This is a genomic window from Methylobacterium sp. Ger2507, from assembly GCF_055231875.1.
The window spans coordinates 2609313-2636261 of record NZ_JBUYVC010000001.1 but is presented as its reverse complement, the minus strand read 5'-3'; the positions used below and the strand labels follow the sequence as shown (position 1 = coordinate 2636261).

The following is a 26949-nucleotide window of genomic DNA, read 5'->3' as shown; positions in this document are numbered from 1 at the left end:
GATGTCTTCGTCCCCGGAAGGGACCTCGGAGATGGCGCGGGGCGGTGCGGGCCGCCGCTACGTGGGCGCCCGCCGGGCGCGGGTGTGCAGCAGGTTGAGGATCAGGGCCGTCCAGCCGGTCTGGTGCGAGGCGCCGAGGCCGCGGCCGGTGTCGCCGTCGAAGAACTCGTGGAACAGCAGCGCCTCTTCGGTGCCGGGCGCCGGCGCGATCGGGGGCCGATCGCCGAAGATCGGGCGCCGGCCCTCGGAATCCTTGGTGAACAGGGCGATCAGCCGGTCCTCCAGGGCGTCCGCGATGGCGCTGAGGGTGAGGTGGGCGCCGGAGCCGGTCGGGTATTCCACCAGGAAGTCGTCGCCGTAATAGGTGTGGAAGCGGCGCAGCGCCTCCACGATCAGGTAGTTCATCGGCATCCACACGGGGCCGCGCCAGTTCGAGTTGCCGCCGAACATGTTCGAGGTGGAATCGGCCGGGTCGTAGCGCACCGTGAAGGAGGCGCCGAACTCGTTGAGGGCATAGGGCTGGTCCCGGTGCGCCTTCGACAGCGAGCGCACGCCGTGGGCCGAGAGGAACTCCGCCTCGTCGAGCATCCGGCGCAGCAGCGCCTTCATGCGATGGCCGCGCAGCAGCGACAGCAGCTTGCGGTCCTGCACGCCGCCCTCGTCCCAGCGCGACACCAGGCAGGCGAGGTGCGGGCGGTGCTCCAGGAGCCAGTTGAGGCGCCGGGCGAAGTCCGGCAGGCGCTGGAGCACCGAGGGCTCGATCACCTCGACGGCGAAGAGCGGCACCAGACCGACCACCGAGCGCACCCGCAGGGGCAGCATGCCGCCGCCGGGGATATCGACCTCGTCGTAGTAGAACTCGTCCTCCTCGTCCCACAGTCCGAAGCCCTCGCCGCCCATGTCGGTCATCGCCTCGGCGATGAGCAGGAAGTGCTCGAAGAACTTCGACGCGGTGCTCTCGTAGACGTCGTTGTGCAGGGCCAGCTCGAGGGCGATCCGCATCATGTTGAGGGCGTACATCGCCATCCAGGCGGTGCCGTCGGCCTGGTGGATGCGGCCGAAGCCGGGCGGTGGGCGCGAACGGTCGAACACCCCGACATTGTCGAGGCCGAGGAAGCCGCCCTGGAACACGTTGCGGCCGTCCGCGTCCTTGCGGTTCACCCACCAGGTGAAGTTGATGAGGAGCTTGTGGAACACGCCCTCCAGGAAGGCGATGTCGCCGCGTCCGCCGCGCCGGTCCCGATCGATCTCGAACACCCGGTAGGTGGCCCAGGCATGGACCGGCGGGTTGGCGTCGCCGAACTCCCATTCGTAGGCCGGCAGCTGGCCGTTCGGGTGCATGTACCATTCGCGGGTGAGGAGCAGGAGCTGCTTCTTGGCGAAGTCCGGGTCGAGCAGGGCGAGCGGCAGGCAGTGGAAGGCGAGGTCCCAGGCGGCGAACCAGGGATATTCCCACTTGTCCGGCATCGACAGCACGTCCGCCCCGGCGAAGTGGCGCCAATGCACATTGCGGCCGCTGTCCCGCTCCTTCGGCGGCACCGGCTGGAGCGGGTCGCCCTTGAGCCAGAGCCGGACGTCGTAGGAATAGAGCTGCTTCGACCAGATCAGGCCGGCGGCGGCCTGACGGTAGATGGTGCGGGAGTCGGCATCCACGAGGCCGTCCTGGAGCGACTCGTAGAAGGCATCGGCCTCGGCGACCCGGCGATGCACGATGGTGCCCTCGCGGTCGACGGGACGGGCGCGGGTGCCCGCGGACAGCCGGAGCGTGACCCGCGTGGTCTCGCCGGGTTCGAGCTGGCGGAAGTAATGCAGGCCGAGCTTGGTGCCGGATTCGCGTCCGACGGCGCCGTCGTCGCCGTCGACGATCGCCGCGTGCAGCCCGTCCTTGAACGGGCCGGGGGCGTCGGGCTCCCAGCCGTGCAGGCGCAGGTTGGTGTCGTTCTCGCAGAACAGCGGATCGGGATAGCCGTCGAAGCTGAGCCGGTAGAGCCCGAGGCGTGGGTGGTCGCAGGCGATCGCGCCGTCCGGGCGCAGGGTCAGGGCGGGGCGGCGATGGCTCGCCTCCTCGCGCCACGACCAGGTGTTGCGGAACCACAGCTGCGGGATGATGTGCAGGTCGGCGGTCTCCGGCCCCCGGTTCACCGCCGTGATCACCACGTGGATGTCCTCCACGTCCTCCTTGGCGTATTCCACAGTGACGTCGAAGAAGCGGTTCTCGGCGAACAGCCCGGTGTCCTCGATCTCGTATTCCGGCTGGTCGCGCCCGCGCCGCAGCCCCTCCTGCACCAGATCGTCGTAGGGGTAGGCGCCCTGCGGGTAGCGGTAGAGGAACTTGAGGTAGGCGTGGCTCGGGGTCGCGTCGAGGTAGTGATAGACCTCCTTCACGTCCTCGCCGTGGTTGCCCTCCTCGTTGGCGAGGCCGAACAGTCGCTCCTTCAGGATGTGGTCGCGCCCGTTCCAGAGGGCGAGCGCCAGGCACATCTGCCCGCGCTCGTCGCAGATCCCCGCCAGGCCATCCTCGCCCCAGCGATAGGCCCGCGAGCGCGCCTCGTCATGCGGCAGCGAGCGCCAGGCATTGCCGTCGCGGCTGTAATCCTCCCGCACCGTGCCCCACTGACGCTCGCTGAGATACGGCCCCCAAAGCGACCAGGGGCGTTCGCCGCGTCCCTGCTCGGCGATGCGGCGACGCTCGGCCCAGCCGTCGAGTTCGCTCACGCCCGCCCCCGTTCGCCGCCGGCCGGACGCGGCGCGCGGATGCGGGCCGCCGTCGCCGCGAAAGGGAGGGTCGGCGCGGCGACGGACGGTGAAGCGGGCAACGGTGAGGCGATCATCAGGTCCGGTGGGGTCGGGGTCAGGGCAGGCGCCGATGCATCATCAGCGCCAAGCTCACCCGACGCGTCGCGATTTCGCAACCACGGCGGCCCAGCAGGCGGGGCGGCGCCTTCACGTCATCGTGTGATCGCCCGTTTCCTGGCAGGTCGCGAGGCGATTCGGAAGGCGGAAGCGCCGTTTGGCGGTGCGGCGACCGCGTCCCCGCCGCAATACCGGTCCAGGGCTCCAGCCCGGGCTTAACCTCTGGTTAACCGATGGGCCGTCTCGGTCCGGTCACAGGGAGACACGCGTGGCGAGCATGACCATCGGGACGACAGCGGACCGTAGGGTCCGGGCGCGACGGCTGATGCCGGTCCTGGTGCTGCTTCTCGCCCTGCCCGCCTGCGCCGGGCGCCCGACCGGCGTGCTCCTGCCGGTGGCCGCCGGGGTGACGGCGCCCGGAACCTCGCAGGTCGAGATGCTGGTGGTGACGAACCGCAAGAGTGCGGGCGCGCCCGGGGAATTGTTCTCCGGCGAGCGCGGCGCGGCGGTGAGCTACACCGATCTCGCCGTCTCGATTCCGCCCGATGCGACCCGCGCGGCCGGGACCGTGCAATGGCCGAAGGCCCTGCCGGGCAATCCCGCCACCGACTTCGTCGCCCTGCGGGCCGATCCCCTGGCGCGCAAGGACGTGCCGGCCTGGACCGGGCGTGCCCTGAAGCAATCGCGCAAGCGCCAGGTGCTGGTCTTCGTGCACGGCTTCAACAACCGGTTCGAGGATGCGGTCTTCCGCTTCGCCCAGATCGTGCACGATTCCGGGGCCGAGGTGGTGCCGGTGCTGTTCACCTGGCCGTCCCGCGGCAGCGTCCTCGCCTACGGCTACGACCGCGAGAGCACGAACTTCTCCCGCAACGGCCTCGAGACCCTCCTGCGCGATCTCGCCAAGGACCCGAAGGTCGGCGAGATCACCGTCCTTGCCCATTCCATGGGCAACTGGCTCGCGCTGGAGAGCCTGCGCCAGATGGCCATCCGCGACGGCCGCGTCGCCGCCAAGATCCGCAACGTGATGCTGGCCGCCCCCGACGTCGACATGGACCTCGCCCGCGCGGCGTTCCACGACATGGGCAAGGACCGGCCCCGCCTTACCCTGATGGTGTCCGGCGACGACCGGGCCCTGGCCGTGTCGCGCCTGGTCTGGGGCGATTCGGTCCGCCTCGGCGCCATCGACCCGAACCAGGAGCCCTACCGCTCGGAACTGGAGCGGGAGAACATCGGCATCCTGAACCTGACCGGGGTGCAGTCGGGGGATTCGCTGAACCACGGCAAGTTCGCCTCGAGCGAGGTGGTGGCGCTCCTGGGCAAGCGACTGGCCGATGGACAGCCGATCTCCGACAGCCATGTCGGGCTGGGCGACAAGCTGGTCCAGACGGCGGCCGGAGCGGCCTCGACGGTCGCCACCGGAGCGGCGCTGGCGGTGGCTGCGCCGGTGGCGATCCTCGATCCGCAGACGCGGGAGACCTACGGGCAGCACCTGTCCAATGTCGGCCACGGCGTCACCGATACGGTCGGCTCGACGGTGGATCTGGCCGGCGCCCCCATGCGGGCCGTCACCGGCACGCCCGAATGATGCCCTTCGGTCCGCTCCGCTATGCGTCCCGGGATGTCGTCGGGGTCTTCCGCATCAGCCGAGCCCCGCATCAGCCGAGCCTCGCATCAGCCAAGCCCCGCGTCAGCCAAGCCCCGCATCAGCCAAGCTCCGCATCCTGGCTGCCGCCAAGGGTTACCGGTCTCCGCCGCGCCGTGGTGAGACCGTATCCCAAACCGTTCATCCCCCCCTCGTTGACCGGCCCGGTTCGGGCCTGCCTGGAGTTGATCCCATGACCCTCCCCATGACCCTCGCGCGTTTCACGGCCGCATCCGCCCTGGTTCTGGCGGGCCTCGCCACCGCGCAGGCGCAAGGCCTCGTCCAGGGGGCGGAGGAAGGGGCGGCGCGCGGCGGGATGGCGGCCGGGCCGCTCGGGGCCGTGGTCGGCGGCGCCATCGGGGCAGCGGTCGGCACGGCCAACGGCATCCTGGGCATCGACCGGCGCGAGCGCTTCCGGATCTACACCACGGCCGAGCGCCGGCCCTCCTATGCCTATGCGGGCAACCTTCGGGTCGGCTCGGTGCTGCCGGAGGACGGCATCGTCTATTACGACGTCCCGGCGGAATTCGCGATCTCGGGCTACAACTACACCATCGTCAACGATCACCCGGTGCTGGTGGAGCCGCGCACCCGCCGGGTGGTCGAGATCATCGACTGATCGGCTCGGCGCGGTCCGAACTCAGGGCAAAGGCGGGACGCGCTCCGGCAGCGACGCGTCCCGCCACGGGGATACGAGCCCGATCTCGTCGGGCGCACCCGGAGATGACCGGGTCCGTGTTGCGAGCGATGCGACATCTGCATAGATGGATCGACATCCAGCAGAATCGCGATTGAGCTATGCGCCGCCCGGATCTCGAGATCGATCTCCTGCGCGCCTTCGTGGCCGTGGCCGAGACCGGCAGCTTCACGGCCGCGGCGGACGTGGTCCACCGCTCGCAATCGGCGGTGAGCCAGAAGGTCCTGCGCCTGGAGGAGATCCTGGGGCGGCGCGTCTTCGAGCGCACCAGCCGGACCCTCGGCCTGACCCCGGACGGCGAGCGCCTGCTGGTGGCGGCCCGGCAGATGCTGGAATTCAACGATGCGGTGATCCGAGCCTGGCACGAACCCCCGGCCAGCGGGACGCTGCGTCTCGGGGTGGCGGAGGATTTCATCCCGGGCCAGTTGCCGAAGCTCCTGGCCCGGTTCGGACGGCTCTATCCGGGCGTGCATATCGACCTGATGACCGGCCTGAGCTGCACCCTGCTCGAGGCCTACGACGCCGATCGGCTCGATGCGGTCATCGCCAAGCGCAGCGGCGCGAGCCCGCGCGGCCGGGTGATCTGGCGGGAGCCGCTGGTCTGGCTGGCGGCCGCCGACTACCAGCCGGATTTCAGCAGACCCGCCCGTCTGGTGATGCTGCCGGCCCCCTGCAGCTATCGCGACATGATGATCGCGGCGCTCGACTCGGTCCGTTGCGAATGGGTCGCGGCCTGCACGGCAAGCAGCCTGATGGGTGTGCAGGCTGCCGTGGCCGGCGGCCTCGGGGTGACGCTGCTCGGCCGCTCCTTCCTGCAGGAGGGTTTGCAGATCCTGCGCGCGCCCGACCTTTGGCCCGCCCTGCCGATGACGGAGGTCACGGTGATCGGCGAGGACCGGGCCGGCGCCCTGATCCGGCCGCTGATCACCTTCCTGACCGAGAGCCTCGCGGGCAGCGACGGCCTCTCCCTGGTGGCCTGACGCGGAGATGGCGCCGCCGTTGCGGCCCTTGCCGCCTTGCGGCCCTTGCGGTCCTTGCCCCCTTGCGGCCCCTGCCGCCCGTGCTCAGAAGCCGGTCAGCACGGTCTTGCCGATGCTGCGTCCGCTCTCCTGCGCGGTGTGGGCCCGGCGCAGGTTCGCGGCGTTGATCGGGCCCATCTCCTCGCGAAACGTGCTGCGCAGGAGCCCGGCATCCACGAGACGCGACACTTCGGTCAGGATACGGTGCTGCTGGTCCATGTCCGGCGTGCTGAAGAGGCTGCGGGTGAACATCAGTTCCCAGTGCACCGACAGGCTCTTGCGCTTGAACGGCACGATGTCGAACGTCTCCGGATCGTCGATCAGCGCCAGCGCACCCTGCGGCGCCAGGGCGGCGACGAGGGCGTCCCGATGCTGGTCGCTGCCCGCCAGGCTGGCGGCATAGCGAACCTGCGGAATGCCGATCCGGGCGAGTTCCTGGTCGAGGGGCTGGCGGTGATCGATGACGTGGTGGGCGCCCATGGCGCGGCACCACGCCTCGGTCTCGGGACGCGAGGCCGTCGCGATGATGGTGAGCCCCGTCAGGCGCCGGGCGATCTGGGTCAGGATCGAGCCGACGCCGCCGGCGCCGTTGACGATGAGGAGCGCGTCGGAGCCCGCCATGACGCCGTAGGGCACGCGCAGGCGATCGAACAGCAGCTCCCAGGCGGTGAGCGCGGTGAGCGGCAGGGCGGCGGCCTGTTGCGGGGTCAGGGTCTTCGGGGCGAGACCGACCAGGCGTTCGTCGACGGCGTGGAATTCCGCGTTGGTGCCCGGCCGGTCGAGGGCGCCAGCATAGAACACGGCGTCGCCCGGTTGGAACAGGCGGACCTCCGGGCCGGTCGCCGCGACGATGCCGACCGCATCGTAACCGAGGATGTGGGGCCGGCCCGGTTCGGGCGTGACGCGGCCCCGGACCTTCACGTCGACGGGATTGACCGAGATCGCCTGGATGCGGACGCGAAGATCGCGCGGGCGCAGATCCGGCTCCGGCAGGTCGAGATCGATCAGAGCCTCGGGCTCGGTGATGGGCAGGGAGGTGTGAAACCCGACGGCCTTCATGGGGATGCTCCTGATCGGCGATGCGGAAAGCTGCCGATACCTGTCGGGTCGGCTCCGCGGGAGGACCCTCGCTCGAACGCGATCATTTGAGAAACGCATAGTTCTGATGGCTGCGATCGGATTTCCGACTGCATCGCGCCCGCTCCGCTCCGCCGCGCGGGCCTGCTGTCCCGCGCCTGCGTCTGGTCCCGGCCGCCCGGCGGGTCCAGATTGGCGCTCCGGCCGGCGTCGCGCCGGCACCGGTTCGCCACGAGGTTGCCCAGGGCATGACGGTCGCCATCAAGAAGGTTGCCAGCAAGAAGGTCGCTATCGTGGGGGCGGGCTCGGTCGGATGCTATTACGGCGGCCTGCTGGCGCGGTCGGGGCTCGAAGTCGTCCTGGTCGGGCGGCGCCCGCTCGTGGACGCGGTCGAGGCGCGTGGGCTCTGGCTGGAGATCGGCGACGAGCGGATCGTGGTCCCGGTTCGGGCCACGACGGCGGTCGACGCCGTCGCCGGGGCCGAATGGGTGCTGGTCTGCGTGAAGTCCGGGGATACCGAGGCGACCGGACGGGCCATCGCCCCGCACCTGCGGCCCGATGCGACGGTGCTGAGCTTCCAGAACGGGGTCGACAATCCGGAGCGCCTGCAGGCGGTTCTCCATCGCCCGGTGGTGCCGGTAGCGGTCAACGTCGCCACCGAGATGGTGGGGCCGGGCCACGTGAAGCACCATGGGCGCGGAGACCTGGTGATCGGCGCCTCCGCGACGAGCCTGGAGATCGCCGCCGCGTTCGCCGCCGCGGGCATCCCCACGCAGGTCTCCGCCCGGGCCGTCGACGCCCTGTGGGGGAAGCTCGTCGTCAATTGCGCCTACAACGCCCTGTCGGCGATCACGCAGCTCCCGTACGGACGCCTGCTTGCGGTCCCCGGCATCGCCACCGTCATGGCCGACGTGGTGGCCGAATGCGTTGCCGTCGCCGAAGCTTCCGGCGTCGCGGTGCCGGGCGACATCCTCGACCGCGTCCTCGCTCTCGCGGCCGCCATGCCGGACCAGCATTCCTCCACCGCGCAGGATCTGGCCCGGGGCCGGCCGAGCGAGATCGCGCATCTCAACGGTCTGATCGTCCGGAAGGGGGCGGAGACCGGCGTGCCCACACCGGCGAACCGGCTGCTGAGCACCCTCGTGCAGGCGGCCGAAGCCCGGGCCGGCGAAGCGCGGCGCGCCGAAGCGACGGGCTGAGCCGCTGCCCTGACGCACCGGGGACGTCGATCATCGGAGGCGCCGGTACGTGAGGGTCGCCTGCGCGGCCGACACGTTGTGGGGAGAGGAACCCTCTACCTTCGTATGGTTTCGCCCGTCGCCCGCAGCTTGTATCGCTTTGGCCGGGTCGCTTTCGCCGACGACATCGACGCTGCCGGCAAGACGATCTGCGATGATACCGTCAGACATCATCGGCGATACACACGAAGACTGCATGATCGGGCGGATCGAATTCTCCATCCCGAAGTCGCAATTCCGAACCCTGTCGTCGGTCTGCGGACGGAGACCGGCTGATCGCGAAGGCCCGGGCCTGTGCCCTCAGCGTCCAGCCGGGCACGCCTCCCGTTCGCGCCGGCCAGCCCGAGCCGGCACCCGTCAAACAGGGCTTCGTCGGGGCCGCGGGACAGACTTCACCCCACCACAGAGTTCACCCTCGAGGAAGGACCGAGACCATGGATTTCCTGACGACACGGGACGGCACGCGGATCGCCTACAAGGACTGGGGTCCCAAGGACGCGCAGGTCATCGCCTTCCATCATGGCTGGCCGCTCAGCGCCGACGACTGGGACAACCAGATGCTGTTCTTCGTCAACCAGGGCTACCGGGTGATCGCGCATGACCGCCGCGGCCATGGCCGCTCCTCGCAGACGGCGACCGGCAACGAGATGGACACCTACGCCGCCGACGTCATCGAACTCGCCGCGGCCCTGGACCTGAAGAACGCCGTCCATATCGGTCACTCGACCGGCGGCGGCGAGGTGGCGCGCTACGTCGCCCGCTCGGAGCCCGGTCGCGTGGCCAAGGCGGTGCTTATCGGCGCGGTGCCGCCCGTGATGGTGAAGTCCGAATCCAATCCCGGCGGCTTGCCCCTCGCCGTCTTCGACGGCTTTCGCGCCGCGCTGGCGGCCAACCGGGCGCAGTTCTACCGCGACGTGCCGGAAGGCCCGTTCTACGGCTTCAACCGAGAGGGCGCGAAGGTCTCGCCCGGCGTGATCGACAATTGGTGGCGCCAGGGCATGATCGGCGGTGCCAAGGCCCAGTACGATTGCATCAAGGCCTTTTCCGAGACGGATTTCACCGAAGATCTGAAGGCGATCGCGGTGCCGGTCCTGGTGATGCACGGGACCGACGATCAGATCGTGCCGATCGCCGATTCGGCGATGCTCTCGCACCCCCTCCTGCAGCAAGGCACGCTCAAGACCTATGAGGGCCTGCCGCACGGCATGTGCACGACGCATCCGGAGATCATCAACCCGGATCTGCTGGCCTTCGTGCGCGCCTGAGGCCATCGGGCGAGCCACGCCGCGAGACCTCGCCACCTGTCAGGGGGCCTTGCCGACCTGTCAGGGGGCCTTGCCGACCTGCCAGGAGGCCTTGCCGACCTGCCAGGGGGCCTTGCGGCGTGCCGCCGCAAACCGGAACTCCCGGACTCCCGCGGCCCTTTCCTCGATATCCAACACGGAACGGTCGAGGTCAGTCACATGCGCCATGGTTTGCTCGGATTGAGCGCGCTCGCGGTCACGTCATTCGCCACGGGGGTCTTCGCGCAGAGCAAGCCGTTGCCGCCCGCCTCCTCCGATGTGATGCCGCCCGTCGAACTCACCATCCGGATGGAGGGGGGCAAGCCCGTCTGCGCGCCGGCCGAGCTGAAGCTTCCGGCCAACACCAACGTCGAGCTCCACATCGTCAGTCAGGCGGCCGAGCCCGTGACGATCACGGCCCCGGGGCAGTTCGAGAACGCGAACGTGCTGCACGCCGATGGCGATCTCGTCCATGTGGCGAGCGAGAAGGGCTATCTCGTCAAGCAGAACGGTAAGGGCGTTCTGCGCATCCGCACGCTCAAGGCCGGGCAGGAAACCTATGCCTGCACCAGCAACCGGAACCAGAAGGCCCCCTTCGAGGGCAAGCTGGTCCTCACCGATCCGGCGGGATAGCGCGCGAACCGGGCCGCCTGAGACGCGCCGGCGGGATCACAGCGCTTCGACGGACATCCGGAAGCTGTCGAAGATCGCGTTCAGGTCTGTGGCATAGCGGGTCCCGCCCTGGGGCAAGGCCCAGACGCTGACCAGGAGTTGGCGCTTGTTCGGGTCCTTCGGCGAAACCGCGACGTAGCGCAGAAGGGTTGGTTTGCCTTCGTAGGTCGCGGGAACGTCCGTGATCTTGAGGAAATAGGTCGGAAAGTCCTTCTCCTCGATATTCGCTTCGCCGGTGACCGTCACGCCCCGGCGTTTGAAGTCGCTCTCGTGTTCCGCGAGGAGCTCCTTCAGCTCGGCCGGCCTGAAGCTCTCGAACCAGACGAAGACCTCCGCGTCGGACGTCTTGGCCTGGATGCCACGCTTGATCGCCGAGGATGTCCAGCCGGCCGGGAGGTCCACCGTGACCGGTGGTTGTCCGGGGACGACCGTGACGGGTTCGGCGATCGCGACGGCGCCCATCAGCAGGACGGCGAGGGCGGCCACGCTGGCGGATTTCGACAGGCTTGTTGTCACGGGCTGACTCCAGGGCAAGGTCAGGCTCTGTGTAAAGCATCGCCGAGACGGGCGCTTCTGTATTTTTGCTGAAAAAATCCTCCGGATCGGAGTCTATTCGGTTGGATGCGAACCGAGATTAGTCAAAAAGACCGATAAGTCTTGCGCTCGGACGAGGCTGAGCAGATTTGGTCATGGAATCAAATCGAGCGGCATCGTCGGTGGAGCACAAGGTATCGCGGCGGCCGATCCGGTCCTCGATCAGGGGACAAACCGTTCCGCACCGGAATCCTCGTCTTGACGTCCTGTCGCGCTGTCTGATGTCCTGTTCGAAACCAGCCGTTCCGCGCGTTTCAGGGGCTGGGATACGGGCCGCGAAACAGGTCGCCCAACGCCTTGCGCCGGAACAGGGTGCGCCAGCGCCGGCGTTGATGCTCCGGTCGGTCGTGGTTGATGTGGCAGCGCTGGCAGAAGGCCGCGAGGTTCTTCGCGGCGTTGTTCGCCGTATCGTGGTCGCGGTGGGCCGTCGCCAGGACCACGCGCGTCGTCCGCACGGTTCCCAGCACGTCGTCGATCCCGACCGCGAGGCAGACGAACCGCCCTGCCCCATCGCGCCAGGCGCTGGCATCGTCGTCCCACCAGCGCCCATCGCCGAGATGGAAGACCCGCCGGCCATGCGGCCGTCCGCAGGACTCGCACCGGCCCCGCGCGCGGGTGAACCGGATGACGGCCGACAGTTCGGGCCAGTCGATCGGATAGAAGAAGCGATGCTCGCGGCGGATCGGCATGGTCGGCAATGGTCACGGCACGATTGGCGCTGGCAAGCGCCGGGTTCGACCGGCGGCGCTGAATTTCAGCCGGAATGGCTGGAGGGCGCCTGCCACTGCACGCCGGCATGCTCGCGGATGTCGCCCGCCGCGCTGCCGGTGTCGGCGTCGCTGGCCCAGCCGCTCGGCTCCGCCACGTCGAGGATCTCGTCGTCCGGATAGGCGGCTTCGAGAAACAGCCTGGCTTCGCCCTCGGCGGCGGCCCGCACGGTCACCAGCGGTTTGGGTCCCTCGGCGGTCCTGATGTTGGCGATGAACAGCTTCGTCATGTCCGATGTCTCCCGGCGGTGATGACCGCTCACAGAGGGCGGTGACGGGCGAACAGCAAGAGGGCCGGCATCGATCGGCCGCTCGCGGGGGCGAGCGCCCGCGCCGCCTCGGTGTCCGAGACCGGGGTCCCCGCGGGATCGGGCCGGGCACTGGATCGTCAACCAGGGCGTGCATTCCGCCACCGAAACTCGCGGATCGTCTCAACCAGACCGAAACCTCCGGGCGCCATGCTGTCCGGCGGATGATCGCCCCACGTCGCGCGATCGCGCTTGGATGGGGCCTGAGCCAGATTTCCAGACGTCGCTTCTTCCTCCAACGGGTTTCCTGCCGGATTTCGGGCCAAGCCCTGAGGCCGCTGGCCGTCGACGCCGAGTTCACCCGCGACAACGTCGACACGGCCTGTCAGGCCCTGTCGTTGAAGCTGGTGAACCTCGTCGAGGAGGACGACGAAGGCAGCTATGCCTTCCGCCTGACGCGGCCGGGCCTGCTTCTCCTCAACGGCCAGATCGAGGCGGCCGCTGCCCTGATCGACCAGGGCTTTGGTTTGCGCCGGATCAAGACACCGCCCCTCTGGGGCGCGCTCGGCAGCAAGCTCCGTCCGGGCGGACCCGGCATGTCCCTCAAGGGCAGCGGTCCGAGGGCCTACGCCACCCAGTTGATCGTGGCGGTCGCCTCCGGACACGCGATCGTCGCCGGGGACGTCGTCCGGGGCAATGCCAATGGCCCCCGCACCTGGCTGGAGGACGAGTCGGCGCCCCGCGCCGAACGCCAGATCGGACCCTCGCCGCTGCGAAGCTGGAGCCCGGATCAGGATCGGGATCGCCCGCTCTGATCGGAGGGGCGGCCGCCCATCCAGCCTTCACCCGGCTGTCCCCGACCCACCGGCGCTGGGCTTGGCCCTGGCTGTCGCACAGGGAGCACAGGACGCCGATTTCCCGCGCGTTCGATTGACGCTGTCGGGCTTCGTCTGGTCTTCTGACCTCGGACGGTTCCTCGGATCGAGGATCAAAAGGGAACGCGGTGCGGGCGAGAGCCCAACGCCGCGGCTGCCCCCGCAACTGTAAGCGGCGAGCCCATCATCAACACGTCACTGGGTGCCCCGGCACCTGGGAAGACGATGAGAGGGCGGTGACCCGCGAGCCAGGAGACCTGCCGTCCATCGTGGTCACACGCGAAACGCATCGGGCGGGGTGTCCTGGTGGGTGTCGGGGCGTTCGCATGCGGCGAACGGACCGACCTCGTCGCGGTGACGTGCCACAGACGTCGCCCGAGGTCCCATGTCGCCCGCCCCGTCACGGCCCCCCTACCGAACGCTCCTTCTGGTCTCCTGCGCCGGCCTGGTGCCTTACGGCGCGCAGATCCGGCCGGTCTCTGGCCAGGCGGCCGAGGCGAACCTGGCTGAACTCTCGGTCACGGCGGAGGCATCGGCGCCGCCCGGAACCGGACCGGTCGCGCAGGCGGGCTTCGTCGGCGGCGTCATCGGCATCGGCGGCGGTCTCAGGCCCGTCGATGCGGCGAGCGCGGGGGTGATATCGGGTGCGCAGATCAACAGCCGCCCGATCACCCGACCGGGAGAGGTGCTGGAAAGCGTGCCCGGTCTCATCGTCACCCAGCATTCCGGGGAGGGGAAGGCCAACCAGTTCTTCCTGCGCGGGTTCAACCTCGACCACGGCACCGACATCGCGCTCTCGATCGACGGCATGCCGGTCAACATGCGGACCCACGCCCACGGACAGGGCTATGCCGACCTCAACTTCCTGATCCCGGAACTCGTCGGCGCGGTGGAGTTCCACAAGGGTCCCTACTTCGTGCGCGATGGCGACTTCGCCTCGGCCGGTTCGGTGCGGATCGACTATCTCGACAAGACCGACCGCAACCTCGCCCTGACCTCCTTCGGCAGCTTCGGCTACAAGCGGGCGCTCACCATCGCGTCGGCACCGCTCGGGCAGGGCACCCTTCTGGTGGCGGGCGAGGCCCAGACCTATGACGGCCCCTGGGACGTGCCGGACCGTCTGGCCAAGCTCAACGGCGTCGTCCGCTACAGCCAGGGCACGGCCCTGGACGGCTTCGCCCTGACGGGCATGGCCTACTGGGCCCGGTGGAACGCCACCAACCAGATCCCGGAGCGCGCCGTCACGGAGGGGATCATCGGCCGCTTCGGCGCCCTGAACCCCACGGATGGCGGCGACACCGGCCGTTTCTCGCTCTCCGGACGCTGGAGCCGGACGAGCGACGCCGGCATCACCCGGGCGAACGCCTACGTCATCCGCTATGGGATGAACCTGTTCAACGACTTCACGTATTTTCTCAACGATCCGGTCAGCGGCGACCAGTTCCGCCAGCGCGACAGCCGGGTTCTGGGCGGCGGCGAGATCAGCCACATGGTCCAGGGCGACCTCTTCGGGTTGCCGATGGAGACCGAGATCGGGCTTCAGACCCGCACGGACTCGATCCGCGTCGGCCTGTTCAACACCACCGCGCGGCAGGTCCGCTCGACGGTGCTGGACGACCGGGTGCTGGAGGCGAGCGCCGCCCTCTACGTCGAGAACCGGGTGCGCTGGACCGATTGGCTGCGCACCAGCGTCGGTGTCCGGGCCGACGGATTCACCGCCGATGTCCGCTCGGACACGCCGGCCAATTCCGGCACGGCACGGGACGGCATCGTCAACCCGAAGCTCGGCCTCGTGCTCGGTCCGTGGTTCGAGACCGAGCTGTTCGTGAATTACGGCGGCGGCTTCCACTCCAACGACGCCCGCGGCGTCACCGCCACGGTCGATCCGACGAGCCCGCTCTTCAACATCAGCCGCTCGCCCTTCCTCGTGCCCTCGACCGGCTCGGAGATCGGCCTGCGCAACCGCAGCATCGCCGGGCTCGAGACCGCCGTCGCCCTGTTCCAACTCGATTTCGCCTCCGAGAACCTGTTCCAGGGCGACAGCGGCACCACCGAGCCGAGCCGCCCCACCCGCCGCTTCGGCATCGAGTGGACCAACCGCTACGCGGTAACGCCCTGGCTCTCGCTGGAGGGCGACCTGACGGTCACCAACGCCCGCTTCTCGGACCGGGACCCGATCGGCAACCGGGTGCCGGAGGCGCCGACCACCATCGCGTCGGCCGGATTCACCTTCGGTGCGGGTCCCGGCTGGTTCGGTTCGATGCGCTTTCGCTACTTCGGGCCGCGTCCGCTGATCGAGGACAATTCGGTGCGCTCGAAAGCGACGGCTCTCCTGAACGGACGGATCGGCTACGCCTTCGACGACGGAATCAGCCTGTCCCTCGACGTCTTGAACCTGACCAATGCCAGGGCCGACCAGATCGCTTACTTCTACACCTCGCGCCTGAGCGGCGAAGGCCCCGCGGGCGTGGCCGACCCGCATGTCCATCCGGTCGAGCCCACCGCGTTTCGCCTAACCCTCGCGGGGCGCTTCTGAAGCCGCGCCCGCGATGTCCCTGCCGGGATCTTTGCGATGCGACGCTGTCGCTGTCCTTCCGAAGAAACGGGAGAATGCGCGATCCCGCTGGCGCCATGAGATCGCCGCGTTGTGACGTCGTCGTGGCACCCCTGCGCCGGCCATAGGCCTCCCTGCACTGGCTCGGACCCTTGCGGCGCCCTATCAAGGATGGGGGCGGAGGCCCGTCGGCGTCAGTGGTCCGGCATCGTTTCGAGGATACTGTGATGTTCCAACGCTTCGCCTGTCTCGTCGCCGCGACGCTTGCCGGCACCGTCCTGGCGCAAGCCGCTCCGCTGCCCGGCAAGATCGATCCGGCGACCTTCGGGGCTCCGACCTTCGACGAGCGCTGGCAGACGCTCGATGCCTCGGAGATGGCGAAGAAGCCCCCTTCCCCGACCCGGTGGCGAACCGTGCTCGGCTCGGGCGGTCCGACGAAACTCGAGTACCGCTCCGGCAGCGCCGGCAGCATCTACGTCGACCCGAGCTTTACCGGCGTGAAGGACGACAAGGTCCTCGACACGCCGCTCGGTCTGAACCCGTTTAAGCTCGATCCGGGTAAACACCTCACCATCCTGGGTTCGAAGATACCCGAGAACCTGCAACCGCTCGCGCATGGAAAGCAATTCATGGGCGGCGTGCTGACCACGCGGTTCAGCTTCTCGCAGCTGTTCGGGTACTTCGAGATCAAGGCGAAGCTGCCCGTCGGCAAGGGCGTCTGGCCCGCCTTCTGGCTGATGCCGACGAAGGGCAATTGGCCGGAGAACGGCGAACTCGACATCTTCGAGGGACTGGGTGTCCCCAATGAGATCTGGTGTTCCCTCCACACCGGCGAGGCGCCGAAGCAGCGCAATCAGAAGGTCACCCTACCCTTCCCGGTGGGCGGACCCGGGGCGGACTGGCACACCTACGGCGCCGCTTGGACCGCCGACGAAATCGTGTGGTACGTCGACCGCAAGGAGGTCCGTCGCATTCCGACGCCGTCCGACATGAAGTCCGTTCCGATGTACATCCTGGTCAACCTCGCCATCGGCGGATCGTGGGGTGGGTATCCCGACGCCTCGACGCCCATGCCGGCCGAGTACCTGATCCAGCGCGTCACGGTCTGGCGCCTGCCGGGCTGAGGCCGCTCAGGAGGGACAGATCGGGAGATGCGACGCATGACGACCAGACCTGATGGAAAGACCCGCCGGTGCCGAAGGGCCGCTGCGATCGGCCTGACCCTGGCGCTCGTGGCGGGGACCGCAGCCGAGGCGGCCGAACGCTACGGCTCCTCGCTGTCGGCCGAGCGCAACCGGGAGCGCGATCTCGTGATCGATCAGGAGCGGGCGAAGGCCCGGGCGCGGAACGACTTCTCGGTCGGGTGCTCGCGCTATCGCTATGGCTGCGGATACGGCACCTCACAGGGATACGGGTCGCGCCGGTCTTACGGCGATCGTTAAGCACGATCCTCGCCGGGCGACCGGCTCTGCCGCAATGATGACGAAATCTGCGCGGCCGGTGGAACCTCCGCTCTATGCTTACGCTTGTATAGCAAAGGTTACGGCATAGGTAAGGGACCACAGATGAAGACCTTGGCGACCGCCCTGGCTGGCATACTCGGTGTCTGCGTCCTCTCGACGAGCCCTGTTCTGGCAGCTCCCTACGATCCCTTCGGCGGCAATGCCGGCGATGACTACTATTCCGCCGATCCGGCCTATGCCAACGGCCGTCTCACCGACGATCCCTACAGCTTCCCGGGCGCCGTCGGTCAGGGCTATCAGGCCGCCCCGCAGGCGCAGGTCGCCCCGATCCCGCGCGAGATCGTCGCCTTCGACGGCAATTACAAGCCGGGAACGGTCGTGGTCTCCACCGCCGAGCGTCGGCTGTACTTCGTGATGCCGAACGGCGAAGCCATCCGGTACGGCGTCGGTGTCGGTCGTCCCGGCTTCACGTGGTCGGGCGTCAAGACCGTGACCGCCAAGAAGGAATGGCCGTCGTGGACCCCGCCCGCCGCGATGATCGCCCGTCGTCCCGACCTGCCGCGCTACATGGCCGGTGGTGTCGAGAACCCGCTCGGCGCGCGGGCCATGTATATCGGCAACACCGAATATCGCATCCACGGCTCGAACGAGCCTGACACGATCGGCCAGGCCGTGTCGTCGGGCTGCATCCGGATGACCAATGAGGATGTGACCGACCTCTACGAACGCGTGAAGGTCGGCGCCAAGGTCGTCGTGCTGAACAACTGATCGAGACCCGTCGAGCGGCGTTGCCTCGGCAGCCACGCTCGGACCGTCAGATGCAAGAAGGCCGCGCCGTCCGGGAGGATGGCGCGGCCTTCTTGTTGGAGACGATCGGACGTCAGACGTGGCGACCGGTCAGGGGGCGACCCGGCCGACGGCCGTCTGCGGTGCGCTCAGCGGCGCGATCGGCATGTTGCAGAAGCAGCGCGCGCCAAGCGGGCGCGGACCCGGTAGCGGGCAGGAATAGGGCTGATACCCGGTGAGGCCCGACTGGACGGCATCGCAGTTCAGGCCGACCTCGCGGCGTGGCGCCCGGCGCTCGTAGCGATCGTCCCGGTCATAGGGGCGCGGCGGCAGCCGGCGTTCCTCGTACCGGCGCGGCGGCGGCTGGTCGTAGCCGTCATCGTAGTACTGCGCCTGCGCGGTCTGGGCCGTGAGCAGTCCGGCCAAGAGGCCGAGGATCAGACAGCGTCCGGAAATGCGTCGCATGGATGTGCACCTCTGTTGGAGTCGTGCGCCGCTGGAAGATGTCGGCGCCCCTGCCCGCCACTCCCGCTTTGGGCGGGAGGCGGAAGAGCCGAGCGGCCCGAATTCGGAACGCTGCCAGCGGTAGGAGACGGGTCGCCTGCGGGCAAGTCCTCTGGCCTGAGGCAAGCCCTCTGGCGCGGGGCAAGTCGTCCAACACGGGGCAAGTCCTCTGGCCTGAGGCAAGTCCTCTGGCTGATGGCCGTCCGGCGCCGCCCGTCGAACGAGAACAGCCCGCCGGCCAGGGGCCGAGCGGGCTGAGACTGGACGCCGGGTGGGCGCCGTTGATCAGGACGTCACGCGCGGAGCGCGATCAGGAGTTGGTGGCGTTCCGCATGGCCTGCTCGGCGTCGCTGCCGGCCTTGCGTGCCGCCTCGGTGCCCTGCTCCATCGCCTTGCGGGCGTGCTCGGCACCCTCCTGCATGGCGCCCTTGGCCTTCTCGGCGCTCTGCTGCATCGCCGTCTGGGCGAGGCCGCCGAACTCCTTGGCCTGGGCCTGGATCGCGGCGAACTGGCTGCGCACGAATTCAGCCTGATGCTGCATGGCTTCCTGCAGATCGCGGGAGCGGACGAGTTTCTGGGCGAGATCGAAGGCGGCGGTCACGTTCTGCTCGGCGAACTCGAAGCCGCGCGCCGAAACGTCGTGGGCGTTGGTGCGCGCCATCTCGGCGGAGCCCTGAACGGTATCGGCGGTGCGGCGGGCGGCGCTGATGAAGGTGTCGAACGCTTTGCGCGCCTGATCGACACTCTTCTCGGCAAAGTCGCGCATCTCGGCGGGAACCTCGTAATTCGGGGTGCTGCTCATTATCCTCTCCTCACAGGTGATTGTTGATGGCTTGTTGTGCGCTGCACAATAGCACAGGCCCAGCCCTATGCCACCCTGCTCGGGCGCATTAAGGTTGACAACAGGTAAACGCCCGCCTGAGACGCTGGTGGCTTACGAAGAGGCCGTGACGCACTAAAAAGGACGTCACGTTGCAAAAATCGTCACGCGAAACAGGTGCGGATGTTCGAGACTGGAGCTTCACGGCCGGGCTTGGTTGACGATCCGGCGCTGCAGGCCGTCTTGCGCCGGTGCGCCCATGATTCGCGCCTCGCGACCCGCATGGCCGATCCATCGACCGCAACCTTGATCCTCGATGCGTCCGGCGCGCGGGTTCTCCATGCCTCCGCGGGCACGGACCCGCTGCTCCGCGCGATCAGCGATGCGGACGGGTTGATCTACCCGGATCTGCGGCTCGGCGAGCAGATCGCCCGTGCGCGTCTGCGCCGGGATCATCCCGTGCTGGTACGGCTCCACCTCGACCCCCGGCGCCTCGCTCCACCGGTGACGGTCAGCCTCCTGCTCACGGCACTGGCCGAAGACGGCGAGGCGGTGGTCCTCGTCGCCGGCGCGCCGCTCCCGAACCTTCGCCCCCGGCGGGCTGCGGAGAGCCGCGCGGAGCCGGTGCCGCCCTCTGCCGCGATCCCGCCCGTGCCCGACGCGATCGAGATCGCAGACCAGGACCAGGACGCAGACCAGGACCAGGACCAGGACCCGAACCCGGACCCGGACCCGGACCTCGAGGGCGATGACCCCCTGGTGCTTCGCCAGCGCTTTACCTGGGAAAGCGACGCGGGCGGCGCCATCGTGCGGATCTCGCAGGAAGCCGGTTCGGCGTTTCGCCGCCGATTCCAGGGCCGGACCTGGCGCGACCTCGCGCAGGCGGAAATTCTCCGCGATGCCGGCGGGTTGCTCACCGCCCTGGAGGGGGCGCGGACGTTCCGGGCCGTTCCGGTGACGCTGGTCGAGCCGGACGGCGCTCTCTGCGAATTGGAGCTGTCCGGCGCCCCGATCGACCGGAGCGGACATGGCTTCCGCGGCTTCGGACAGGTCCGTTCGATCGTGCGGCCCGCCGTTTCCGTCGCAGCGGCGCCCCCGGCCGCGCCAGCGATGCCCATCCCGGTGTCTGCGCCCGTTCTTGCGCCCGTTCTTGCACCGGTTCCAACGCCTGTCCCGGCTCCGGCCGAGGTGGAGGAAGCCCTTGGTGCGATCGTCCAGCCTGATTCCGGCCCCGTAGAGGCACCTCTGCCCGAGCCCGATCCGCACCTGTCGAGCCATGAACACGCGGCCTTCCGCGAGATCGCCCGCGCCCTCGGTGCCCGTTTCGCCGGCGACGACCGGGCGGAGCCCGAGTCCGAGCCGGGTCTGCCCTGCGCCGTGATGCCGTTCCCGGTCCCGCCCGCGCGTCCGGTGGACCCCGCCGCACCCGATGCCGCGATGGTGGCGACGCTGGAGCGCATTCCCTCCGGCGTCCTGGTCTACCGGGACAATGCGGTGCTGTTCGCCAACCGGCCGCTGCTCGACCTCGTCGGGTATGCGGACCGCGATGCACTGGCTGCGGCCGGCGGGGTCGGACATCTGTTCGGAGGCCTGGACCCCCACGCGCGTTCGAGTGTCGATACGCCCCTCGTCCTGGTCACCCGGGACGGCGGCCGTGCGAGCGTCCTGGTCGAGCATTCGGTCCTGGATTGGGCCGGGCAGCCGGCCGAACTGCTCCTCGCCCGCGATGCCGAGCCGAGCGAGGAGGCCCGCGCCGCCACGGCGGTGGCCATCGCGCAGGATTTCGCCGCACGGCGCGGTGCCGACGCCCTGGCGGTGCTCGAAACACTGGAGGACGGGGTCGCCCTCCTCGACGAGCGCGGCCGCATCCTGACGCTGAATCGCAGGACCGCCGAGGCTTTCGGGCTCGATTCCCGAGAGGTCGTCGGGGCGAGCTTCCTCAGCCTGTTCGCGGCCGAGCACGCCGTCGCCCTGTTGGCGCGCCTGCACGCCGACCCCGCCTCCGCCGCGATGGACGAGATCCCGGTCACCGCGCGCGGAACCGGGGTGCGCCTCCGGGTCAAGATCCTGCCCCTGGCGGGCGATGCGCAGGGCCGTCTCTGCGCCGTGATTCGGAACGACGGATTGCGTCCCGAGAAGGGTGGGTCGGACGTTCGGGACGAGGCGTCGCGCGCGCGCGCGTCGGAGGCCGGCAGCGTCCGGCAGGCGGACGTCCTGGCCCGGATCAGCCAATCCGTCCAGGCACCGATCACGTCCATGATGGGGCTGACCGACGGTCTGCTCGACGCGACGTTCGGGCCGCCGGATTCCGAACGCCACCGCGCGGCCCTGCAGGAGATCCGGGCCTCCGGAACCCACCTCCTCGACCTCATCAACGATCTCCTCGATCTGGCGCGCATCGAGGCCGGGCGCCTCGATCTCGACATCGCGGAGGTCCCGCTGAACGACGTGGTGTCGCGCTGCGTCGCCCTGCTGCAACCCCAGGCTGCGCGGGAGCGGATCGTGCTGCGCACCAGCTTCTCCGTCGATCTGCCGCCCCTGCTGGCCGATGAGCGGTCCGTGCATCAGGCCACGCTCAACGTTCTCGCCCACGCCATCGCCCTGACCGAGGCGGGCGGCCAGGTCATCGTCTCCACCACCATGGCGGATCGCGGCGAGATCGCCCTTCGGGTCCGCGATACCGGAGCCGGGATGACGCCGGACGAGGTTGACGGCGTGCTCAATCCGTTCCGGCAAGAGCTGTCCTCCAGCGAGAGCCTGCCTTCCAGGGAGGGCCTGCCTTCCAGGGAGGGCCTGCCTTCCAGGGAGGGCCTGCCTTCCAGGGAGGGCCTGCAGGCGGATACGCGCAGGGGAACCGGGCTGGGCCTTCCCCTGACCAAGGCTCTTGTCGAGGCCAATCAGGGGCGGTTCCGGATCGACAGCCGGAAGCACGAGGGCACCCTGGTCGAGATGTCGTTCCCCGCTCGCCCCGCGACGATGCGGGCCTGATTCCGGTTGTACCCGCGCAACCCGCGATGTCAGCGCGCGTTATGTGGGCAGCCAGGGAGGCGGGCTCTCCTGGGATCGAGAACCTGGGATCAAGAACCTGGGATGGAGAAACCGATGCGGACGTTGCCCCTGATCGCCCTGCCCCTGATCGCCGGTCTCGGCCTCGGTGCTCCGAGCCTCGCCCTGGCTCAGCAGACCGGCACAGGACCGACCGAACAGAATCTCAATTCGGCCGGCCAGTTCCGTAACATCACCTCCACGGGGGTGACGAAGCCGCCGGGCCGGGCCGGCGCAGGTTCCGACGATATCGGGTCGGATGCCGTGCAGAAGCAGAAGTCCCTGGATCGCAAGATCGAGACCGGGATCTGCATCGGTTGTAACTGAAGCACCGCGTAGAAACTCGTCAATCTGTCTCCCAACAGGCCGCCTGAGTGCTTGCGGCCGATATGTCGTTGAGCCTATGACGATATTCGGAAGTCCCGGCTGCGTGAACAGTCGCGATACGATCGGGCGCCGACAGGGAAAACGCGATGGACGAGAAGGTAGTCGAAGTGCGTCCGACGTGGAGCGAAGGCGCTCACGTCGATGATGCCAAGTACCTGGCCATGTATCAGGCCTCCGTCGCCGATCCAGAGGCATTCTGGAGCGAGCACGGCAAGCGCATCGATTGGATGACCCCCTTCACGACGGTGAAGGAGACCAGCTTCGAACCTGGCAAAATCTCGATCAAGTGGTTCGAAGACGGGCGTACCAACGTCGCTTACAACTGTGTCGACCGTCATCTCGAGACGCGTGGCGATCAGGTCGCCATCATCTGGGAGGGTGACGATCCGAACGAGTCCAAGCACATCACCTATCGCCAGCTTCATTCCGAAGTCGGCAAGATGGCGAACGTGCTGCGCAACCGTGGCGTGTCCAAGGGCGACCGGGTCACCATCTACCTGCCGATGATCCCCGAGGCCGCCTACGCCATGCTGGCCTGTGCGCGGCTCGGCGCGATCCATTCCATCGTCTTCGGCGGTTTCTCGCCCGATTCGCTGGCCGGCCGCATCGAGGGCTGCGCCTCCAAGATGGTCATCACCGCCGACGAGGGCCTGCGCGGCGGCCGCAAGGTGCCGTTGAAGGCCAATGTCGATGCCGCCATCGCGCGCCTGCCGAAGGACAGCGTCGACCACGTCGTCGTCGTGCGCCGCACCGGCTCGTCGATCGCCATGGAGCCCGGCCGCGACGTCTATTACGACGAGGCCGCCGCCCAGGTGACCGACGAATGCCCGGCCGAGCCGATGGAGGCCGAGCACCCGCTGTTCATCCTGTACACCTCGGGCTCGACCGGTCAGCCCAAGGGCGTCGTCCACACCACCGCCGGCTATCTCGTCTACGCCTCGATGACGCATCAATACGTCTTCGATTACCGGGAGGGCGAGGTCTACTGGTGCACGGCCGATGTCGGCTGGGTCACGGGGCATTCCTACATCGTCTACGGACCGCTTGCGAACGGCGCGACGACGCTGATGTTCGAAGGCATCCCGACCTATCCGTCGAATTCCCGCTTCTGGGAGGTGGTCGACAAGCACAAGGTCAACATCTTCTACACCGCCCCGACCGCGATCCGCTCGCTCATGGGCGGCGGCGAGAACCCGGTGAAGAAGACCTCGCGGGCGTCCCTGCGCGTCCTCGGCTCGGTCGGCGAGCCGATCAATCCGGAAGCCTGGGACTGGTACTACAAGGTGGTGGGCGATTCCCGCTGCCCCATCGTGGATACCTGGTGGCAGACCGAGACCGGCGGCATCCTCATCACGCCGCTGCCGGGCGCGACCAAGCTGAAGCCGGGTTCGGCGACGCGGCCCTTCTTCGGCGTTCAGCCGATCGTGGTCGATGCCGAGGGCAAGACCCTCGAGGGTCCCTGCGAAGGCAATCTCTGCATCAAGGATTCCTGGCCCGGCCAGATGCGCACGGTCTATGGCGACCACGAGCGTTTCGAGCAGACCTACTTCTCGACCTATCCGGGAAATTACTTCACCGGTGACGGATGCCGCCGGGATACGGACGGCTATTACTGGATCACCGGCCGGGTCGACGACGTCATCAACGTCTCCGGTCACCGCATGGGCACGGCGGAGGTCGAGTCCTCCCTGGTCGCGCATCCGAAGGTCTCCGAAGCGGCCGTGGTGGGCTATCCGCACAGCGTCAAGGGCCAGGGCATCTACGCCTACGTGACCCTGATGGAGGGCGAGGACGGCTCGGACGAGCTGCGCAAGGAGCTCGTCACCTGGGTCCGCAAGGATATCGGGCCGATCGCCTCGCCCGACCTGATCCAGTTCGCTCCGGGCCTGCCCAAGACGCGTTCGGGCAAGATCATGCGCCGGATCCTGCGCAAGATCGCCGAGGACGAGTTTTCGGCGCTCGGCGACACCTCCACCCTCGCCGAGCCGGCGGTGGTGGACGACCTGATCGAGAATCGCCAGAACCGGACGCACTGAGCGCCACGGTCCCTCCGATCGCGCGGACACGGTGACCCCGTGTTCGCGCGTCCTGCTGTTCCCACAATCGAACGCCTGCAATCCGGACGCCGCCCTGCGAAGACGCGGATCCCTGGGAAAGACACGTCATGGCCGATCTCGAGACTGCGCGGATCGCGCAGAGCCCGCATTTCAAGGAACTCGTCCACGAGCGCACCCGCTTCGGCTGGACGCTCACCATCATCATGCTGCTGATCTATTTCGGCTTCATCGGGTTGATCGCCTTCGACAAGGCGCTGCTGGCGGTGAAGATCGGCGGCGGTACGGCCTCCCTGGGCCTGCTGCTCGGCGTCACCGTCATCGTGCTCGCCTTCATCCTCACCGGCATCTACGTCCAGCGCGCCAACGGCCGCTTCGACCAGCTGACCGCTGCCCTCAAGCGGGACCTCGCCCGATGATCCGCGCAAAGCACCCCCTCGTCCTCGGCACCGTGATGGCGGCGCTCGCCGCAACGGTCGCCTATGCGGCCGGACCGGATCTCGGCGCCGTCAAGCAGTCGGCGACGAACTGGCCGGCGATCGGCATGTTCGCGTTCTTCGTGCTCTTCACCCTCGGCATCACCTACAAGGCCGCCAAGGGCACCAAGTCGGCCGCCGATTTCTACGCCGCCGGCGGCGGCATCTCGGCCGGCACGAACTCCCTGGCGATCGCGGGCGACTACATGTCCGCCGCCTCGTTCCTCGGCATCTCGGGGCTCGTCTACACCTCGGGCTTCGACGGCCTGATCTACTCCACCGGCTTCCTGGTCGGCTGGCCGATCGTACTGTTCCTGATCGCCGAGCGCCTGCGCAACCTCGGCAAGTTCACCTTCGCGGACGTGGCCAGCTTCCGCCTCGACCAGACCTCGATCCGCATCATCTCGGCCACCGGCACCCTGGTGGTGGTGGCGTTCTACCTGATCGCCCAGATGGTCGGCGCGGGGAAGCTGATCCAGCTGCTGTTCGGCCTGCCCTACCTCTACGCCGTCATCATCGTCGGCGTGCTGATGATCGTCTACGTGGCCTTCGGCGGCATGAAGGCGACCACCTGGGTTCAGGTGATCAAGGCCTGCCTGCTGCTGGGCGGCGCCACCTTCATGGCCGGCGCGGTGCTCTACCAGTACGGCTTCAACCCCGAGGCCCTGTTCGCCGCCGCCGTCGCCACCCACCCCAAGGGCGACGCCATCATGGCGCCGGGCGGCCTCGTCAGCAATCCGGTCGAGGCGATCTCGCTCGGCGTCGGCCTGATGTTCGGCACCGCCGGCCTGCCGCACATCCTGATGCGCTTCTTCACGGTGTCGGACGCCCAGGCCGCCCGCAAGTCGGTGTTCTACGCCACCGGTCTGATCGGCTATTTCTACATCCTCACCTTCATCATCGGCTTCGGCGGCATCGCCCTGCTGATGTCCGATCCGGCCTATTTCAACCTCGACGCGGCCGGCGCCTTCGACAAGCTCAAGGGCATGGTCGGCGGCACCAACATGGTGGCGGTGAACCTCGCCAACGCGGTCGGCGGCCCGTACTTCCTCGGGTTCATCTCGGCCGTGGCCTTCGCCACCATCCTGGCGGTGGTGGCCGGCCTCACCCTCGCGGGGGCCTCGGCGGTCAGCCACGACCTCTATGCCCAGGTGATCGCCCGGGGACGCACCAACGAGGCGGCGGAAGTCCGCCTCTCCAAGATCGCCGCCGTCGTCATCGGCATCGTGGCGATCTATCTCGGCTACGTCTTCGAGAACCAGAACGTCGCCTTCATGGTCGGCCTCGCCTTCTCTGTGGCGGCGAGCTGCAACTTCCCCGTCCTGACCATGTCGATCCTGTGGAAGGGCACCACCACCTGGGGCGCCCTCATCGGCGGCCTCGTCGGCCTCGTGGCGGCGGTCGGCATGGTGGTGCTGTCGAAGGCCGTCTGGGTCACGACCTTCGGCAACCCGGCCGCGATCTTCCCCTACGACAACCCGGCCCTGTTCTCGATGCCGCTGGCCTTCCTGACGATCATCGTCGTCTCGAAGCTCGACAACACCAAGCGGGCCCAGCGCGAGCGGGCACTGTTCGACGCGCAGTTCGTCCGCTCCGAGACGGGAATCGGTGCCGACGGAGCCCACGCGCACTGAGCCGAAGCTGCTCCGAATCGGGTGGGGATCGAGGGGGCGCGACGCAAGTCGCGCCCCTTCTCATGTCGGCTGGCCGGTCTAATCCCGGCGCGATCCAAAAAAGACTTCCTCAAGACTCAAAAAATATCTGAATTCGGTACTCCTCGGCCGCGATGGGGACTTGGGCGAAAACGTGGCATGGCCTAGCATCGCCACGCGGGTACTCAGACTAGCCGCCGGCACGCGAGGGACTGATCAGTCCGCGCGGGCTCGGCAGCAATG

The 26949-nt window shown here is 68.5% G+C and carries 24 protein-coding genes and 1 riboswitch; of the genes, 16 read left to right on the top strand and 8 right to left on the bottom strand.

Going from position 1 to position 26949, the window contains the following annotated elements; translation table 11 throughout:
* Nucleotides 1-57 precede the first annotated feature (57 nt).
* Nucleotides 58-2715, bottom strand: coding sequence for an MGH1-like glycoside hydrolase domain-containing protein (locus tag ACV7NL_RS12195; protein WP_463355814.1), 2658 nt, complete (start codon nucleotides 2713-2715; stop codon nucleotides 58-60).
* 415 nt (nucleotides 2716-3130) lie between these two features.
* Here ACV7NL_RS12195 and ACV7NL_RS12190 point away from each other — a divergent pair, with 415 nt between their 5' ends.
* The 3 genes from ACV7NL_RS12190 to ACV7NL_RS12180 all read left to right on the top strand — a co-directional run bounded on the left by ACV7NL_RS12190 (nucleotide 3131) and on the right by ACV7NL_RS12180 (nucleotide 6172).
* Nucleotides 3131-4438 (top strand): alpha/beta hydrolase, encoded by a 1308-nt coding sequence (locus ACV7NL_RS12190; RefSeq protein WP_082507974.1) that lies wholly within the window; start codon nucleotides 3131-3133, stop codon nucleotides 4436-4438.
* Nucleotides 4439-4700: 262 nt separating this feature from the next.
* Nucleotides 4701-5114, top strand: coding sequence for a DUF1236 domain-containing protein (locus ACV7NL_RS12185; protein WP_056186573.1), 414 nt, complete (start codon nucleotides 4701-4703; stop codon nucleotides 5112-5114).
* Between the two features lie 179 nt (nucleotides 5115-5293).
* Nucleotides 5294-6172, top strand: a complete 879-nt coding sequence (locus tag ACV7NL_RS12180; protein ID WP_463355813.1) for a LysR substrate-binding domain-containing protein — start codon at nucleotides 5294-5296, stop codon at nucleotides 6170-6172.
* Between the two features lie 84 nt (nucleotides 6173-6256).
* Here the strand turns inward: ACV7NL_RS12180 and ACV7NL_RS12175 are convergent, their stop codons facing one another.
* Nucleotides 6257-7270 (bottom strand): zinc-binding alcohol dehydrogenase family protein, encoded by a 1014-nt coding sequence (locus ACV7NL_RS12175; RefSeq protein WP_463355812.1) that lies wholly within the window; start codon nucleotides 7268-7270, stop codon nucleotides 6257-6259.
* A gap of 266 nt (nucleotides 7271-7536) precedes the next feature.
* Between ACV7NL_RS12175 and ACV7NL_RS12170 the strand changes: the two genes are divergently transcribed.
* A complete protein-coding gene (locus tag ACV7NL_RS12170; protein ID WP_463355811.1) occupies nucleotides 7537-8487 on the top strand; it encodes a ketopantoate reductase family protein in 951 nt (316 codons plus the stop codon).
* Between the two features lie 473 nt (nucleotides 8488-8960).
* Complete coding sequence (locus tag ACV7NL_RS12165) at nucleotides 8961-9791, top strand: alpha/beta fold hydrolase (protein ID WP_463355810.1); 831 nt, start codon at nucleotides 8961-8963, stop codon at nucleotides 9789-9791.
* Between the two features lie 60 nt (nucleotides 9792-9851).
* Here the strand turns inward: ACV7NL_RS12165 and ACV7NL_RS12160 are convergent, their stop codons facing one another.
* The gene (locus tag ACV7NL_RS12160) at nucleotides 9852-9998 is read right to left on the bottom strand and encodes a hypothetical protein (protein ID WP_463355809.1); all 147 of its coding nucleotides are present in this window, start codon (nucleotides 9996-9998) and stop codon (nucleotides 9852-9854) included.
* Between ACV7NL_RS12160 and ACV7NL_RS12155 the strand changes: the two genes are divergently transcribed.
* The gene (locus ACV7NL_RS12155; RefSeq protein ID WP_463355808.1) at nucleotides 9990-10442 is read left to right on the top strand and encodes a cupredoxin domain-containing protein; all 453 of its coding nucleotides are present in this window, start codon (nucleotides 9990-9992) and stop codon (nucleotides 10440-10442) included. The two genes, ACV7NL_RS12160 and ACV7NL_RS12155, sit on opposite strands and share 9 nt — an antisense overlap.
* A 36-nt stretch (nucleotides 10443-10478) precedes the next feature.
* Here ACV7NL_RS12155 and ACV7NL_RS12150 read toward each other — a convergent pair whose 3' ends face one another.
* From ACV7NL_RS12150 to ACV7NL_RS12140, 3 genes are all read right to left on the bottom strand, one after another.
* Nucleotides 10479-10997 (bottom strand): hypothetical protein, encoded by a 519-nt coding sequence (locus tag ACV7NL_RS12150; RefSeq protein ID WP_244478436.1) that lies wholly within the window; start codon nucleotides 10995-10997, stop codon nucleotides 10479-10481.
* A gap of 332 nt (nucleotides 10998-11329) precedes the next feature.
* On the bottom strand, nucleotides 11330-11764 hold the full coding sequence (locus ACV7NL_RS12145; protein ID WP_056186580.1) for a hypothetical protein: 435 nt from the start codon (nucleotides 11762-11764) through the stop codon (nucleotides 11330-11332).
* A gap of 65 nt (nucleotides 11765-11829) precedes the next feature.
* Nucleotides 11830-12072, bottom strand: a complete 243-nt coding sequence (locus ACV7NL_RS12140; protein WP_056185912.1) for a hypothetical protein — start codon at nucleotides 12070-12072, stop codon at nucleotides 11830-11832.
* A 242-nt stretch (nucleotides 12073-12314) separates the two neighbouring features.
* On the opposite strand from ACV7NL_RS12140, the gene ACV7NL_RS12135 reads away from it, so the two are divergent.
* From ACV7NL_RS12135 to ACV7NL_RS12115, 5 genes are all read left to right on the top strand, one after another.
* A complete protein-coding gene (locus tag ACV7NL_RS12135; protein WP_463355807.1) occupies nucleotides 12315-12905 on the top strand; it encodes a hypothetical protein in 591 nt (196 codons plus the stop codon).
* Between the two features lie 137 nt (nucleotides 12906-13042).
* Nucleotides 13043-13244, top strand: a riboswitch (cobalamin riboswitch).
* Between the two features lie 106 nt (nucleotides 13245-13350).
* Nucleotides 13351-15501 carry a TonB-dependent receptor gene (locus ACV7NL_RS12130; RefSeq protein ID WP_463355806.1) on the top strand — a complete coding sequence of 717 codons (2151 nt, stop codon included), beginning with the start codon at nucleotides 13351-13353 and terminating at the stop codon, nucleotides 15499-15501.
* 245 nt (nucleotides 15502-15746) lie between these two features.
* Nucleotides 15747-16643: a glycoside hydrolase family 16 protein gene (locus ACV7NL_RS12125; RefSeq protein ID WP_463355805.1), complete on the top strand. Its 897-nt coding sequence runs from the start codon at nucleotides 15747-15749 to the stop codon at nucleotides 16641-16643.
* A gap of 36 nt (nucleotides 16644-16679) precedes the next feature.
* Complete coding sequence (locus ACV7NL_RS12120; RefSeq protein WP_463355804.1) at nucleotides 16680-16961, top strand: hypothetical protein; 282 nt, start codon at nucleotides 16680-16682, stop codon at nucleotides 16959-16961.
* A gap of 123 nt (nucleotides 16962-17084) precedes the next feature.
* Complete coding sequence (locus tag ACV7NL_RS12115) at nucleotides 17085-17750, top strand: L,D-transpeptidase (protein ID WP_056185924.1); 666 nt, start codon at nucleotides 17085-17087, stop codon at nucleotides 17748-17750.
* Between the two features lie 129 nt (nucleotides 17751-17879).
* Here the strand turns inward: ACV7NL_RS12115 and ACV7NL_RS12110 are convergent, their stop codons facing one another.
* Together ACV7NL_RS12110 and ACV7NL_RS12105 are read right to left on the bottom strand one after the other, a co-directional pair.
* Entirely contained in the window at nucleotides 17880-18233 is a 354-nt protein-coding gene (locus ACV7NL_RS12110; protein WP_463355803.1) for a hypothetical protein, read from the bottom strand.
* A 349-nt stretch (nucleotides 18234-18582) separates the two neighbouring features.
* Complete coding sequence (locus tag ACV7NL_RS12105; protein ID WP_056185929.1) at nucleotides 18583-19074, bottom strand: phasin; 492 nt, start codon at nucleotides 19072-19074, stop codon at nucleotides 18583-18585.
* Nucleotides 19075-19305: 231 nt separating this feature from the next.
* Here ACV7NL_RS12105 and ACV7NL_RS12100 point away from each other — a divergent pair, with 231 nt between their 5' ends.
* The 5 genes from ACV7NL_RS12100 to ACV7NL_RS12080 all read left to right on the top strand — a co-directional run bounded on the left by ACV7NL_RS12100 (nucleotide 19306) and on the right by ACV7NL_RS12080 (nucleotide 26688).
* Nucleotides 19306-22080: a sensor histidine kinase gene (locus tag ACV7NL_RS12100; protein ID WP_463355802.1), complete on the top strand. Its 2775-nt coding sequence runs from the start codon at nucleotides 19306-19308 to the stop codon at nucleotides 22078-22080.
* A gap of 114 nt (nucleotides 22081-22194) precedes the next feature.
* A complete protein-coding gene (locus tag ACV7NL_RS12095; protein ID WP_463355801.1) occupies nucleotides 22195-22464 on the top strand; it encodes a hypothetical protein in 270 nt (89 codons plus the stop codon).
* Between the two features lie 146 nt (nucleotides 22465-22610).
* Nucleotides 22611-24560 (top strand): acetate--CoA ligase, encoded by a 1950-nt coding sequence (gene acs, locus ACV7NL_RS12090; protein ID WP_056185935.1) that lies wholly within the window; start codon nucleotides 22611-22613, stop codon nucleotides 24558-24560.
* Nucleotides 24561-24688: 128 nt separating this feature from the next.
* A complete protein-coding gene (locus ACV7NL_RS12085; protein WP_056185939.1) occupies nucleotides 24689-24997 on the top strand; it encodes a DUF485 domain-containing protein in 309 nt (102 codons plus the stop codon).
* A complete protein-coding gene (locus ACV7NL_RS12080) occupies nucleotides 24994-26688 on the top strand; it encodes a cation acetate symporter (RefSeq protein ID WP_056185943.1) in 1695 nt (564 codons plus the stop codon). Before ACV7NL_RS12085 ends, ACV7NL_RS12080 begins: the two co-directional genes overlap by 4 nt.
* Nucleotides 26689-26949: the final 261 nt, after the last annotated feature.

Excerpts from the sequence above, each read along its gene's own strand:
- ACV7NL_RS12190 (WP_082507974.1), top strand. The coding sequence starts at position 3,131 with ATGACCATCGGGACGACAGCGGACCGTAGGGTCCGGGCGCGACGGCTG.
- ACV7NL_RS12185 (WP_056186573.1), top strand. The coding sequence starts at position 4,701 with ATGACCCTCGCGCGTTTCACGGCCGCATCCGCCCTGGTTCTGGCGGGC.
- ACV7NL_RS12180 (WP_463355813.1), top strand. The coding sequence starts at position 5,294 with ATGCGCCGCCCGGATCTCGAGATCGATCTCCTGCGCGCCTTCGTGGCC.
- ACV7NL_RS12175 (WP_463355812.1), bottom strand. The coding sequence starts at position 7,270 with ATGAAGGCCGTCGGGTTTCACACCTCCCTGCCCATCACCGAGCCCGAG.
- ACV7NL_RS12170 (WP_463355811.1), top strand. The coding sequence starts at position 7,537 with ATGACGGTCGCCATCAAGAAGGTTGCCAGCAAGAAGGTCGCTATCGTG.
- ACV7NL_RS12165 (WP_463355810.1), top strand. The coding sequence starts at position 8,961 with ATGGATTTCCTGACGACACGGGACGGCACGCGGATCGCCTACAAGGAC.
- ACV7NL_RS12155 (WP_463355808.1), top strand. The coding sequence starts at position 9,990 with ATGCGCCATGGTTTGCTCGGATTGAGCGCGCTCGCGGTCACGTCATTC.
- ACV7NL_RS12160 (WP_463355809.1), bottom strand. The coding sequence starts at position 9,998 with ATGGCGCATGTGACTGACCTCGACCGTTCCGTGTTGGATATCGAGGAA.
- ACV7NL_RS12145 (WP_056186580.1), bottom strand. The coding sequence starts at position 11,764 with ATGCCGATCCGCCGCGAGCATCGCTTCTTCTATCCGATCGACTGGCCC.
- ACV7NL_RS12140 (WP_056185912.1), bottom strand. The coding sequence starts at position 12,072 with ATGACGAAGCTGTTCATCGCCAACATCAGGACCGCCGAGGGACCCAAA.
- ACV7NL_RS12135 (WP_463355807.1), top strand. The coding sequence starts at position 12,315 with ATGATCGCCCCACGTCGCGCGATCGCGCTTGGATGGGGCCTGAGCCAG.
- ACV7NL_RS12130 (WP_463355806.1), top strand. The coding sequence starts at position 13,351 with ATGTCGCCCGCCCCGTCACGGCCCCCCTACCGAACGCTCCTTCTGGTC.
- ACV7NL_RS12125 (WP_463355805.1), top strand. The coding sequence starts at position 15,747 with ATGTTCCAACGCTTCGCCTGTCTCGTCGCCGCGACGCTTGCCGGCACC.
- ACV7NL_RS12120 (WP_463355804.1), top strand. The coding sequence starts at position 16,680 with ATGACGACCAGACCTGATGGAAAGACCCGCCGGTGCCGAAGGGCCGCT.
- ACV7NL_RS12115 (WP_056185924.1), top strand. The coding sequence starts at position 17,085 with ATGAAGACCTTGGCGACCGCCCTGGCTGGCATACTCGGTGTCTGCGTC.
- ACV7NL_RS12110 (WP_463355803.1), bottom strand. The coding sequence starts at position 18,233 with ATGCGACGCATTTCCGGACGCTGTCTGATCCTCGGCCTCTTGGCCGGA.
- ACV7NL_RS12105 (WP_056185929.1), bottom strand. The coding sequence starts at position 19,074 with ATGAGCAGCACCCCGAATTACGAGGTTCCCGCCGAGATGCGCGACTTT.
- ACV7NL_RS12095 (WP_463355801.1), top strand. The coding sequence starts at position 22,195 with ATGCGGACGTTGCCCCTGATCGCCCTGCCCCTGATCGCCGGTCTCGGC.
- acs (WP_056185935.1), top strand. The coding sequence starts at position 22,611 with ATGGACGAGAAGGTAGTCGAAGTGCGTCCGACGTGGAGCGAAGGCGCT.
- ACV7NL_RS12085 (WP_056185939.1), top strand. The coding sequence starts at position 24,689 with ATGGCCGATCTCGAGACTGCGCGGATCGCGCAGAGCCCGCATTTCAAG.
- ACV7NL_RS12080 (WP_056185943.1), top strand. The coding sequence starts at position 24,994 with ATGATCCGCGCAAAGCACCCCCTCGTCCTCGGCACCGTGATGGCGGCG.